This window comes from Paenibacillus sp. Paensp38 (assembly GCF_059491915.1).
In genome coordinates, this window is the sequence record NZ_CP168516.1 from 5,253,993 (window position 1) to 5,266,965 (window position 12,973).

At 45.8% G+C, this 12,973-nt stretch carries 13 protein-coding genes; 10 read left to right on the plus strand and 3 right to left on the minus strand.

The features are described from left to right. Positions 1-33: 33 nt before the first annotated feature. On the minus strand, positions 34-279 hold the full coding sequence (locus ACEN8J_RS23290; RefSeq protein ID WP_340957405.1) for a DUF6953 family protein: 246 nt from the start codon (positions 277-279) through the stop codon (positions 34-36). Positions 280-492: 213 nt separating this feature from the next. Here ACEN8J_RS23290 and ACEN8J_RS23295 point away from each other — a divergent pair, with 213 nt between their 5' ends. Beyond that, positions 493-1,893 carry a transcriptional regulator gene (locus ACEN8J_RS23295; RefSeq protein ID WP_069012261.1) on the plus strand — a complete coding sequence of 467 codons (1,401 nt, stop codon included), beginning with the start codon at positions 493-495 and terminating at the stop codon, positions 1,891-1,893. Positions 1,894-2,102: 209 nt separating this feature from the next. On the opposite strand, the gene ACEN8J_RS23300 is transcribed toward ACEN8J_RS23295, so the two are convergent. Continuing rightward, positions 2,103-3,839 (minus strand): ABC transporter substrate-binding protein, encoded by a 1,737-nt coding sequence (locus tag ACEN8J_RS23300; RefSeq protein WP_069012260.1) that lies wholly within the window; start codon positions 3,837-3,839, stop codon positions 2,103-2,105. 147 nt (positions 3,840-3,986) lie between these two features. Here ACEN8J_RS23300 and ACEN8J_RS23305 point away from each other — a divergent pair, with 147 nt between their 5' ends. The 4 genes from ACEN8J_RS23305 to ACEN8J_RS23320 all read left to right on the plus strand — a co-directional run bounded on the left by ACEN8J_RS23305 (position 3,987) and on the right by ACEN8J_RS23320 (position 6,929). Then, positions 3,987-5,498 carry a DUF4153 domain-containing protein gene (locus ACEN8J_RS23305; protein ID WP_495594021.1) on the plus strand — a complete coding sequence of 504 codons (1,512 nt, stop codon included), beginning with the start codon at positions 3,987-3,989 and terminating at the stop codon, positions 5,496-5,498. A gap of 13 nt (positions 5,499-5,511) precedes the next feature. Continuing rightward, complete coding sequence (locus ACEN8J_RS23310; protein WP_029518788.1) at positions 5,512-6,078, plus strand: hypothetical protein; 567 nt, start codon at positions 5,512-5,514, stop codon at positions 6,076-6,078. Positions 6,079-6,087: 9 nt separating this feature from the next. Beyond that, positions 6,088-6,246, plus strand: coding sequence for a hypothetical protein (locus ACEN8J_RS23315; protein WP_495594022.1), 159 nt, complete (start codon positions 6,088-6,090; stop codon positions 6,244-6,246). 245 nt (positions 6,247-6,491) lie between these two features. Beyond that, complete coding sequence (locus ACEN8J_RS23320; protein ID WP_165145680.1) at positions 6,492-6,929, plus strand: hypothetical protein; 438 nt, start codon at positions 6,492-6,494, stop codon at positions 6,927-6,929. Between the two features lie 73 nt (positions 6,930-7,002). Here the strand turns inward: ACEN8J_RS23320 and ACEN8J_RS23325 are convergent, their stop codons facing one another. Next, complete coding sequence (locus tag ACEN8J_RS23325) at positions 7,003-8,118, minus strand: WG repeat-containing protein (protein WP_029518774.1); 1,116 nt, start codon at positions 8,116-8,118, stop codon at positions 7,003-7,005. 330 nt (positions 8,119-8,448) lie between these two features. On the opposite strand from ACEN8J_RS23325, the gene ACEN8J_RS23330 reads away from it, so the two are divergent. From ACEN8J_RS23330 to ACEN8J_RS23350, 5 genes are all read left to right on the plus strand, one after another. After that, positions 8,449-8,766, plus strand: a complete 318-nt coding sequence (locus ACEN8J_RS23330; protein ID WP_029518773.1) for a PTS sugar transporter subunit IIB — start codon at positions 8,449-8,451, stop codon at positions 8,764-8,766. Further along, positions 8,759-9,091: a PTS sugar transporter subunit IIA gene (locus tag ACEN8J_RS23335; protein ID WP_013312602.1), complete on the plus strand. Its 333-nt coding sequence runs from the start codon at positions 8,759-8,761 to the stop codon at positions 9,089-9,091. The genes ACEN8J_RS23330 and ACEN8J_RS23335 overlap by 8 nt, the downstream gene beginning before the upstream one ends. 84 nt (positions 9,092-9,175) lie before the next feature. Further along, positions 9,176-10,504 (plus strand): PTS cellobiose transporter subunit IIC, encoded by a 1,329-nt coding sequence (gene celB / locus ACEN8J_RS23340; protein ID WP_340886811.1) that lies wholly within the window; start codon positions 9,176-9,178, stop codon positions 10,502-10,504. 72 nt (positions 10,505-10,576) lie between these two features. Next, positions 10,577-11,986 (plus strand): glycoside hydrolase family 1 protein, encoded by a 1,410-nt coding sequence (locus ACEN8J_RS23345; protein WP_495594565.1) that lies wholly within the window; start codon positions 10,577-10,579, stop codon positions 11,984-11,986. Between the two features lie 207 nt (positions 11,987-12,193). Continuing rightward, positions 12,194-12,904 (plus strand): GntR family transcriptional regulator, encoded by a 711-nt coding sequence (locus ACEN8J_RS23350; RefSeq protein ID WP_029518770.1) that lies wholly within the window; start codon positions 12,194-12,196, stop codon positions 12,902-12,904. Positions 12,905-12,973: the final 69 nt, after the last annotated feature.

The following is a 12,973-nucleotide window of genomic DNA, read 5'->3' on the forward strand; positions in this document are numbered from 1 at the left end:
AAAGCACCTGCCTAGGGCAGATGCTTTTGCTTGTTAAGTCCAGGCCCAGAGAAATCCGTCACGATCCCAGGCGATTCTGCCACCATGAAGCTTGCGAAATGCTTTTTTGATTTCTTTTTCCAGAGATACATGACCATGCTCGCTTATAAACACATACTGCTCTCCATACTTAGAGCGTACATATGCAATTGCATCTTCTTGTTTCAGGGTGCCCACTTCACGGATCTGCGCGACCATCCATTGTGCAATTTCTTGTTCTGCTGTAGGGGTGTTGTCCATTTGTCGTATCCTTTCCTGCGTACCGATTGGGTGTAGCTGCTCGGCTCACCTCCCCGTAGTATACGGCAATTCGGAGAATTATTGAATTTTTTGATATAAATTTACTGGAGCGGTTGGCTAAGCGAGCTTTCTTTTGTATAATTAAGGGAATATTCACGGGAATTTTCTTTTTTTGTATTGTAATCATGCAAGTAATCCCTGGGGGTGCCTGGTTTGAAGGAAACAACCACAATTCGCGCAGAGCTGGAACAGTACATCAGACGAGAAGGAATTACGATTAGTAAGTTTGGGGAGAACACAGGTATTAATGCAGGAACGATCAGTGCCATTATTAACGGTAATCGTCCGATTGCGATGCTGCTGTTGGATAGGATTGGTGCAGGCATGGGGCTTGAAGAAGGGAGCCTCTATGAGTTATACATTGATGAATTTATACGGAATACGGCACCGAATTGGCGACGGGTTCGTCCCTTTTTGCATCGCTGTGCAGAGCTGAACAAACTGGATTGTATTAAGCAAGTCGTGGAGTTTATGATGGACTATCTCATATACGCCCCAGCTTTGTTTGAGACAGCAGAAGAATTATTCAGCGAAGGTAAGCTCGAGGCTGCTGCAATTATTTATAAAAATGTTTCGGAAAGTGAGAAGTACCAACATTCAGAGCGTCTGGCGCTCTGCCAATACCGTTTATTTACGATTGCCGTTGGTGATGACCAGGACGAAAATTTATGGGCAGCCACACATTTCGAAAGCTTTGTGGACCGACTGGGTGAAGCAGACCAACTGGATGCCTTAAGAGACTTGGCTAATACCTATGCCTCCTTGCGGCGTTGGGATAAAGTAGAATGGTATGCTGAAAAAATGGCTCAAAAAGCCAAGGTACAATACGAGCAAAAATACGGAAATACCAGAAGACCGGAGCGTGGCAAGGAACCTAAGGGTCCTTTGTTTATGTATATTGTATATTCTTACGTGCTGCGTGCCGGGGTGTGGGATGAGCGCGGGGATTATCAGAAGGCACTGGAATTTGTATCCCTATACTCTGATTTGAGCTGGGTGCAAGAGGATACGGAAGAAGCTCGGCGTTTGAAGGCCCTTTGTAGCAACTGGGCTGAGGCCAACGGGTATTTATACCAGTTGATGTCCGGCAGTCTGGATGTGATTCCACAGTATGTAGATTATTTGGAAAAAAACGAAGGCGAAATTCTCGTGGGGTTACATAAAATTATGGTAGCGGCCAACCGTTATGATTTTAATGTAGACCATGTACTGCAACGTTTTGAAAAACAAATTGAGGCATTTGCAGATCAGCATGTTAAGGTAGGCACTTATACGGAGCAAATGTCAGCAGATCTCTATGCACGATTTTTGGCAGAGATGGCTTGTTATGATCTCAACAAACACCGTTATACCAAAGGTATGAAATTCTTGCTTGAGAGCCTTTCTTATTCCGTCGTGCTGAATGGTAATCCTGTCACCATCAAATGTGTAGGATTATTTGAAAAGTATCGGCATACTGCCACTTCTCAGGACAAAGAGGAATATAAAAACTTACTTGGAGAGGTAGAGTACATCCATGATAAAAAAGATCGTTTTTTCTCTGCTCGCATTTAATGTTTTTATCCTGTTGAATTTTCCACCCGTTACCCCTCCTATGGAAGATCCTAGCGATGTCCACAGTCATGGGTTGGGGGGATGGGCGCTTTCATCCCTTGAACCATCTACTTGAAAAGGTCTGGATTGTCGTAACCCAAAAGGTATCCTCTTGTGAAAAGAGGATACCTTTTTTTGGTCATCCGATGCGCTTGAATGGACCGCTTGGCTCAAGGCTTGGATGATGGAGGTACAGCAGGTGGAAACCAGACATGACGCAGATCCACCCAGCCCTGACTGTTAAAAGATACGCCGCGCACAGAAGGGAGATAGGCCGTCTGAACGGGTTTTTCATATAAAATATGCAGCTGGTGCTCATCCATGAGCCGAGTTTCGATATGTTCAAATTGCTGCGCCCTAACAGTGTGATCGGCCTCCCGTGCAATTTCACGCAGCAGTCTTTCGATATCCACACGGCTATGAGGCTCAACATGTCCGGATACATTCAGATACAAGTCAAACAGGCGTAATTGCTCATCACGGTCACGAAAGAGAGAAAAGATGATTAAGTCTGACTCCATACGGATAGATGAGCTTTTGAATTCATTCATAGATGCGGCCACGATGTTACAGGTATACCCACAGGATTCGAGCTGAGCCGCAACCCGGTCTGCGTCCGCTTTATACTCGGGAATGGTAGCAATTTGCAGTGCCGCCAGTGGTTCAAAAGAATCGTTAGATGAATTTACTGCTGGAGGAAGGGAGCGATGATCCAGACATGCTACAATGCGGGCACGTATTTCTGGGTTACGCAGCGGTCCATCCTTGTGTGTATTACATGTGATAAATTTGCGTACCGAAGCCGCTGAGTGAATCTGGCTCCATGCGGTATCCGTATCTCCCGCCGATACGGGATTATGGATAATGTGAAAAGAAGAAGCGGTGTCTTCCGTATCCGGCGATTCCAGCTTAGTCGCCCACGGGAGTTGGACAATTTCCACTCGGTCCAGATGAGCTCGGCCTTGAAAATAAGGTGCGAAAGCCTCCAGTGTACACAGGCTCTCGTTCATTTCCGTGACTTTGAATGCCCCTGTACCGACAGGGTGGATGCCAAAGGCGGCTTCACCCACCTGATTAAGCTCACGCGGCACAATCGCAGCCCGGCTGGTACACAGGAAGGATAGAAATAGCTCGTTTGGCTCCTTTAGTACGAAACGTACCATCGTCGGACTTAACGCCTGGACGTGCTGAATTTGCCGGACGATAAAATGGTAAAGTCTCCTTCCCGGGGCCCGACTCAGTCGCTCAAAGGTATAGACGACGTCTTCAGCGGTGAGTATTTTTCCGTTATGAAACAGCACTTCTTTACGCAGGAAAAAAGTCCACTGTGTACGAGTGGTGTCCACCTCCCAAGCGTGCGCCAATCCCGGCAAAATCTCGCCGCTTTCGTTCGCCCGACGGGCCAGGCCATCAAAGACGTGGCTGGATACGAAGGACTCGGCAAGCCAGTTCAAGTACAACGGGTCCAGCGTATAAAGTTGCTGGCGAATAGGCAGACGCAGCGTGTCGATCTGCTGCTGATCACTGCGCACCTCCGCGTGGTGCCCAAAATAATTTAGCAGCCAGCCTTGCAAATGCTCTTGCATGGTGGAGGAGCGCGAATGAACTCGGATCTCATCCAGCGCGCGTTTGATATCATGGCGGTCTATGGCTTGCATCATGGATTGCACGGCAATGTCTTCCGGCTGAATAAGGAAGCGCAGACTGGAGCGGCGGCCTCTGCCTCGGCGGGGAGTCCATTGTATCCAGTCATGCTGCTCCATTTTCTGAATGATCATCAAGGCGTTGCGGTGAGTACAGTCAAAAATAGCTGCTAGCTCATCCAGCGTCGTCTCTATAGTATGGTTTTCGTCCTTGTCGTCAGCTGCGTGTGAGTGAAGTCGTAAAAATTGGGCATGGAGTTTCATTCAAGGTTGCTCCGTTTCCCCTATATTTGATTAAAAGCGTAGCCACTTTTATAAAATAGGAAATTTTGTTTGAATTAATTTCTCTTTATCTTCTTATTTTATCATCTACAATAAGGGTTATAAAGCATATTTGCGGAGGTATTTATCATGCATGACAAGATGAATGGAACGTCTTTGCCGAAAACGTCGTTTCTGTCCGCCTTTGCTGGCGCAATTGTGTTGGCGCTGGTTCATCAATATCTGTTCTTCGGACATGGGCTGGGCGTGTCTATGCCCATTTTTGTTATTGGGTTTTACGCCTATATGTATGCCTTTAATCGAGATCGTTGCCAGCCCATTTCATGGATAGGACGTCTGTTGTTTGTGGTCATTATGATGCTGGCACTGACATACGTGCTGTTCAATAATCCGATCCTATATGTGTTAAATGCGCTGGCGATACCTGCTCTGATTAGCGTACATATGGTGCTGCTGTTCGGGGAGAAAAGGCATGGCTGGTCAGAACCCGGTATTATCGGTCAGGCGCTAAGCCATTGGTTTTATCAAAATTTTCGCCATATCGTGACTCCGTTTCGAATGTTTAAGACGGCAGCCTTTCGGAATGTAAAGGATGAGCGTAAGCGTGTATTGGGTAAAGTGGTAATCGGTCTACTTATTGCCTTGCCGTTGCTACTCATTATTATATCTCTGCTGGCTTCGGCAGACGGGATGTTCGAAAAGTTGTTATCTGGCATACCCGAATGGATTGGCACATTGACCTTTGGGAGTGGTTTGCCGCGGCTGATCTGGACCTGCTTTTTCACCTTCTGTTTCTTCTGTTACTTGTGGGGATTTGTACAGCCTGCTCCGCGTAATACGCAGAGAGAAACTCAGTCATCAACAGTACCTTACCACGAGCCGGTGGCGATCAAGTTTGATCCTGTAATTACCGCTACGGTGCTGATTGTCATGAATTTGGTGTATGTTGTGTTCGTCGTGTTGCAGTTCGGATATTTGTTTGGTGCATGGGAAGGTGCTCTGCCCGAAGGAACCTCGTATGCCGAATATGCGAGAAGAGGATTCGGGGAGCTGGTTATGGTAACAGGTATCAACTTTGTGCTGATGATCAGTGTATTGAAGTGGACTGAATTTGGCTCAGGTATAGTGCAAAAAATGAACAGCGGCCTGCTGTACATACTCGTGGGTTGTTCGGGTGTGATGCTGTATTCGGGATATACCCGGCTGGTTATGTACGAAGAAGCATACGGCTATACGTACACCCGCTATTTGGTACACGCGTTTATGATTTTTCTGGGCTTGCTACTGCTTATTGCAGCAATGCGCATTCATTTCCGTCAACTGCCGTTGGCGAAATATTATATTGTACTCGCTCTGGTCGCCTATGTCGTCGTGAACTATGTGGGCATTGATATACGGATTGCTGAAAATAATCTCGAACGGTATCGCACGACATCGGTGATAGATAAGGAATATTTGAGTGAGCTATCGGCGGACGCGATTCCGCTGCTGATTGACTTTAGCCGTAAGGAACATGGAGCGCTGGATGAGTTTTTACAAGCCCGTTTGACGAGCATGACGAGAGAAGAATCGGCTTGGTCTGAATTCAATTGGGCAAAGTATCGAGCGCAACGAGAATTGCACAACTATATTTTGGAATGAGAGGTGTTTGGGAATGATCGGAACAGATACAGTGGAGGGTATGGTATTGGAGCTACAGGATGAGATGTCACAGTATCAGCATCAATTTGGTGTAAGACGAAACCATTTTCTTGCGGAGGCGATGTCCTACGGAATGAGTGAGGAGGAAGCTCGGTCTTATGCTATCCAGAGTATCGGTCCGGTCGTTCCCGTCGCCTATATGCCTACGTTGGCCCCGGGTAAAACCCGACCGCTCAGTCCGATGCTGGCAGCGCGGTACCGATATGCGGGGGATTGGAAGGACATCGACGAGCACCTGCTCCTGCCGGATGAGGTGCTGCGGATCGCAGGTACAGAGCAGTTTCGCAGCTGGATCAGCGATATGCGGAATTACTGGGTGGAATCGGCTCCATACCGATTCGGGGATGATCGTCTTTCGCTGCTGTCGGTTGCAAGCGAGGAAGAGGGTCACTTTTCCATGCTCGTCTGGAAGGAACCCGGTGAAGAGCCGGAAGTATGGACGTATGCTTTGCAGCATGAATACCGATTTAGTCATCTGCTCCATTGGTTCAAGTGGCTGAACGGGCGGAGTGAAGAATGAGAGGTACAGATGATGAAAAAGAATCGTAATTGGATCGTGCTATTTATCGGCATCGCTCTGATGGTGGGGGCAGCAGACTATTTAACACAAGCTAAGACTACGACTACTCCCGAGCTTATCGTTCCAACCGTAATCAGTGAAGAAAGCCTTCAGTTAAGTGAAGATTAACGGGAAAGGCGTTTTATTTTCTCAACCTAATGGATCAGAAGGCCGGGCCATCACTGTAGATGGAATTTAAATAGAAAAATAAAAATAAGTTAATTTTTCCGTGGTATTGCGTTGTTAAAGTAAGCCGGAAATCACCCTAATAGTTGAGAGGGAATGGAGGCCAACATCAATTGAATGTGGAGCCATTCAGATGTTCAAGCGACTCCGTTCATTTCCTCTACAACTTATATTCAGGGGGAATTTCAATGGCTAGAAGTGCAAGTACTTACGCATCTGTAATTGACGGTTTTAAGGTAGAAACGAACAAGAAGTATTCGCCAGTAGGTGGAACGAAATGTAATATTTTCGCTCAAGACGTGATGTCTGCGATGTCAGCACCCTTGCCAAGCGGCTTAGCCAATCAAATGGCTGATGCTTTACTGAATAAAAAAGCGCCGGGCTGGTACTCTGTAACCTTTCAGGATGCTCAAAAAAGAGCTAATCTCGGGTATCCTACGATCGGGATCAAAAAAGAGGATGGACATGGTCATGTAGTCGTTGTCAGACCGAAGGGTTCATCGATTACGATTTTGAAAGAAGTACAGGTTGCTCAGGCGGGGACCAAGAATTATAACAGTAACACCATTAACTATTCGTGGGTGGCAGCAGATCTGCCTGGAGTGAAATTCTACACACACGACTAATTATATTCGATATATTGGAAATTTAATGACCCCGGAAGCAGATCCACTCGATCTGTTTCCGGGGTCGTCTTTTTTATTTTGAAACGGAATGTTTAGATACAATGAAAGCTTTGCCTGGCTTGATAAAAGCAACAGCATAGCCATTGGAGAAGGAGGAGGATTCCGCTCTGTACTCAAGTTTAGTCAGCAGTTGCCCTTGACGATTGATGTAGCCAAATTTGCCGTCTGAGACGGATGATTGTGTTTGTTTACCGACTAAAGCAAAGCCTTCTTTGAACGGAGAGGTAACATCATATTTAAGTTGATATTTAATGACCAGCGTTCCGTTTTTATCAATAAATCCGATTTCGTTTTTTGCATTTTTCACACTCGCCAGGCCTTCACTAAAATTCTGAGCATCCGTAAATTTAAAGGGAATCACGACTTTCCCCTGTTTATTGATGAATCCCCATTTCCCCTTGGTATTTTGCACCGGGGCCAATCCCTCCGAGAAGTCTCCGCCAGATTTATATTGAAGAGGAATGACTTCTTTCCCTGCTGTATTGATATACCCGTAGAGCTCTTTGCTATTTTGAACAATAGCCAAGCCATCCGAGAAACCACGACTGTATTTGTATTTATAAGGAATCGCTAGTTGACCAGAGGCATTCACAAAACCGATCTTGCCAGTGTTGGGGGCGTAGGCAAGAGCCAGACCGTCCGTAAATATATATTCTGAATCCACATTTTCTTTAAAATGAGAAAGGATTTTTCCCGTTCGATCTATAATTGCATTTTCTTTGGTGTCTGCTATGGTGACCTTGGCTTTTCCTTCCGAAAAGAAATTGGCTTCGGTATATTGGCAAGGGATGACTAGTGTTCCTTTGGTGTTCATGTACCCATAGAGATTCGTTTTTGTATTTTTGACGACGGCTCGCTGCTCATGAAAATCGCCAACGGGTTTAAGCTCGGCGGGAAGTGAGAAAGCTTTTGCTCCTTTGGTATTGTAATACACAAGGTTTCCAGCGGATGTTTCAGCGGCCAATAAGCCATCATGAAAAGCACCATCGCTCAGCGGGCGAGCAATGTTGTAATCCAGAGCAGTTTTAGAAACTTCAATGGTTGTTGTGCTGGATGCGGCCCAGCCTGTTCCAATAACGGAGAGGCTAGTAACCAGAATCAATGCAGCTAATCCTAACTTTTTTAACATGCATAAGCTCCTTTATGAGTTGATTTTTTAACTTTGGGCTTCGGAAAATCTTACCCCCATACGTAAGGTCTTCCATAATATAGACGATAAAAATGTAGGAATGTTTCTTGATATTCTAAATTTTTCTAATTTTCAGCTATTACTGAGAGATTAAAGATAAGAGATCACGTTCATTTTCAAGAAAAAAAGTGGAGAAGTCGTGTCATTTTAAAAAAAGTCTATACATATAACCTAAATGTATAGACAAATCAAAAGACTGGATTTATAATTACGCTGTAAACGTTTTCTAGTACTTAACATCCAATAATACCTTGAAGGGAAGGAATAATCATGAAAAAAATTTTACTGGCGTGCAGCTCAGGTATGTCTACAAGTTTGCTGGTTACTAAGATGCAGGAATATGCTAAGTCCATTGGGGACGAGGCTGAAATTTGGGCAGTAGGTCAAGATCAGGCGGCAGAAGACATGGCTAAGGCTGACGCGGTATTGATTGGACCACAAATGAGTTTTCTGAAAGGACAACTGGAAAAGGAAGCAGCTCCATATGGTATTCACGTAGAAGTGATCGACATGATGGCCTACGGAATGGTTGACGGTAAGAAAGCCTATGAACAGGCCGTGAAGCTGGTGGAACGCAAAAATGGATAAAGTCAATATAGCTGAACTGACGGAAGAACAGATTAGTTTCCAACTTATTCTTCATAGTGGAAGCGCTCGCAGTAAAGTAATTCAGGCGCTGACCGAATACCGAAATGAGAATGTAGAAGGTGCGGACGAACTGCTCAAACAAGCCAAGCAGGATTTACGTGCTGCACATGATATCCATTTTCAAATGGTTAAGAAGGAAGCGGGAGGTACCCAAACTCCCTTCTCGCTCCTTCTGATGCATGCCGAGGATCATCTGATGTCCACGGTTACCATGAAAGACCTGGTTCTAGAATTGCTGGAGCTGTTCAAATCCAGAAATTTATAGCGAAACATATAAGTATGTGAAATTTAGGACATAAAAAGCTTGCAACCCTATTGATGCAAGTCACTTCGCGGGGAGGAATAGGCTTTGTTTGAGAAATTAAGCCGGATACTGATACCTATTGCCGGTAAACTGAACAACAACCGCTATCTTACTGTACTACGTGATGCATTTATGTTGTCATTTCCATTAACAGTTTTTGGCTCCATCATCGTCGTTATTATCAATCTGCCGTTTCTAAAAGGGTGGATGGGCGACGGCAATTATACAACTTTTAACAGTCTGCTGAACATTGCGCCGAGTGCCACACTGAACATCATGACCTTATTCGTGGTTGTCGGGATCGGCTATTATTTATCCCGAAGTTATAAGGTCGAGCCCATATTCGGCGGCATGATCGCGTTGGTCAGCTTCTTGATGCTCACCCCGTTTGTGCTGACACAAGAAAGCGGTGCCACGATTGCTGGTGTCATTCCGTTGGATCGGATTGGGGCCAAAGGCATGTTCCTTGGCATGATCGTTGCTTTTATAGCTGGTGAAATTTACCGAAGAGTGACACAGCGGAACATTATTATCAAAATGCCTCCAGGCGTTCCGCCGGCAGTTGCCAAGTCATTTGCCGCTTTGCTTCCGGCATGTATTACATTGGGCATATTTTTGATCATTAATGTTGTAGTTACACTGACCCTTCATAATAACCTGCATGATCTGATTTATCATGCCGTACAGGCACCGCTGGTACATTTGGGCAGTGGCATTATCCCTACATTGATTGCTATTTTCTTTGTTCAGCTTTTATGGTTCTTTGGTCTTCATGGTCAAATCATTATCAACTCGGTTATGGAGCCGATCTGGAATACGCTGGCACTTGAAAACTATGAAGCATACTCCAAAGGAGCGGAACTGCCGCATATTATCACCAAGCAGTTTGTGGATATTTATACCGTAGGTATCGGTGGTACAGGTATGACACTGGCAGTCGTGCTCACGATTCTGATCTTCCTGAAGAGCAAGCAATTGAAGCAGGTCAGTAAGTTGGCCATTGGACCAGGTCTGTTCAATGTCAATGAACCCGTCATTTTCGGTTTGCCGATTGTGATGAATCCGCTTATTTTTGTCCCATGGGTCATTGCTCCAATGATCGTTACGCTGATTACTTACTTCGCGATGTCCACCGGGCTTGTACCACCGCCTAACGGAATACAGGTCCCTTGGACGATGCCGTTGTTCTTTAGTGGAATGATGGCTACGGGATCTCTAATGGGAGGCGTACTGCAGTTGTTTAATATGGCTGTCGTTTTTGTCATTTGGTTCCCATTCCTGAAATTTATTGATCGGATGAACGTTCGTAAAGAGCAGGAAGAGGAGCTTAACCAAGCAGCCATTGCAGGTAAGGATCAAACTGTTGGAATGTAATGTGAATAAGCTGCTGGATTAGCAGCTTATTCATGCAAAAGAGAGAGGAGTAGAGCTGTGAATCATACCGAAATGAAAGATACCGAGCAGCAAACCATTCAATACCGTTTTCCATCCGACTTCTGGTGGGGCTCATCGGCCTCGGCTACCCAGACAGAAGGAACCATGGAGGGAGACGGCAAAGGACCGAACATTTGGGATTATTGGTTTGAGCAGGAGCCGAACCGTTTTTATGACGGGGTTGGACCTGGCGAAACGTCCCGTTTCTATACCCGTTACAAAGAAGATATTGCACTCATGAAAGAGCTTGGTCACAACTCCTTCCGGTTCTCTATTTCCTGGTCGCGTCTGTTTCCAGCGGGAAGGGGTGCGATGAACCAGAAGGCGGTTGATTTCTATAATGCCGTCATTGCAGAGTTGCATCAGGCGGGGATTGAGCCATTTGTGAGTTTGTATCATTTTGATTTGCCGATGGCTTTACAGGAAAAAGGAGGATGGGTGAACCGGGAGACGGTCGAAGCTTACGTAGATTACGCTAACACTTGCTTTGGGCTATTCGGAGATCGTGTGGCCAAATGGTTTACGCATAATGAGCCGATTGTCCCAGTGGAAGGCGGCTATCTGTACGATTTCCATTATCCGAATGAAGTGGATTTCGGTAAAGCTGTACAGGTGGGATACCATACCCTGTTATCGAGCGCGAGTGCCATTAAGGCATACAAAGAGGGAGGCTACAAGGGCAAAATCGGAATTATTTTGAACCTGACGCCGACCTATCCGCGTAGTCAGCACCCGGCAGACGTGCAGGCTGCTGAAATATGCGATGCGTTCTTTAACCGTTCCTTTTTAGACCCATCTGTGACGGGAGAATTTAACCCTTTGCTCGTGGAACTGTTGCGCCAAGAGGGCTTTGTACCGCTGATGGAAGACGGGGACCGGGAGATTATACGTCAAGGCACGGTGGGCCTGCTGGGGATTAACTATTATCAGCCTCGCAGAGTCAAGGCTCGCGAAAGTCTGCCGAATCCAGATGCGCCTTTTGTGCCGGAACGATTCTTCGATTATTACGCTATGCCTGGCCGTAAGATGAATGAGATGCGGGGCTGGGAGATTTATGAGAAGGGCATTTACGACATTCTGACCAATGTCAGACTGAATTACGGCAACATTGAATGCTTCATTTCAGAAAATGGGATGGGTGTTCAAGGCGAGGAAAAATTCAGGAATGAGCACGGCATGATCCATGATGACTATCGCATTGATTTTATCCGTGAGCATCTCAAATGGGTTCAACGGGCCATCTTGGAGGGCTCCAATGTGAAAGGCTATCACTTATGGACGTTTATGGACAACTGGTCCTGGACGAATGCTTATAAGAATCGCTATGGTTTTGTGTCTGTCGATCTTCAGGACGGCGGCAAAAGATCCGTTAAACAGAGTGGGCACTGGTTCAAACAAGTGATCGAAAATAACGGATTCTAAGGTGGTGGGTGGTCCTCTGGACCGCCTTTTTTTTATCACCGTGCCAAGTTACTCTGTATACTGCTGGTGAGAAAGTATATTGTTCGGTATACTTACTTATACCGTAATACCTCGATGTCCCCGCCTGCAGAACCAAAAGAACCAGCGCTACCGATTTTTTTGGTAAAATGCTGACATAAAACAAATTTTAGTACAGGTGGTAGACAGATGAATAAATACGAACGGATTGCACAAGAGGTCAAGAAGCGTATTATAGATAAGACCTATAGCAGTGATGATCCGATTCCCGATGAAATTTCACTGGCCAGTGAGTTCCGGGTAAGTCGGATGACGATTAAGCGGGCATTGGATACGTTGGTGTCGGAAGGGCTGTTGAATCGTAAAAGAGGACACGGAACCTTTATCGTCAAATCGGTCTACAATGTCCCGGTTAATGTCGTTGTGAATGAAATGCTGGGGCTGACAAACGTACTGCGCGGGAAAGAAATCAAAAGTAAAATCATAGCGTTTGACGTTCAATTTCCATCTGAAGAGGTAGCGGCGCATCTATTTATTGATGCCAATTCTCCTGTGTATCATGTCGTCCGTCTGCGTATTGTAGAGGGCGAGCCCTATGTGATAGAGCGCACATACATGCCTACCAAGCTGATCAGCGGTATTACCGAGCAGGTGTTGCACGGCTCAGTGTACAAACATATTAAGGAGGAGCTGGGCCTTAATATTGTCAGTTCACATCGTACCATCCGCGCGTCCAAGTCGACTGAGCTAGATTGGGAGTATTTGGACTGTGGTGTGGATGATCCGGTTTTAGAAATTGAGCAGGTAGGTTATCTGGATACGGGTATACCGTTTGAATACTCATTCTCACGGCATCGGTATGATAAATTTGTGTTTACCACAGTAAATCGGATACGTTGAGCGAATGAGTACGAAACAGGTGGTAAAGCAAGCATGGCAGAAGAAGCCTATTTGATATGGGATTCTCCT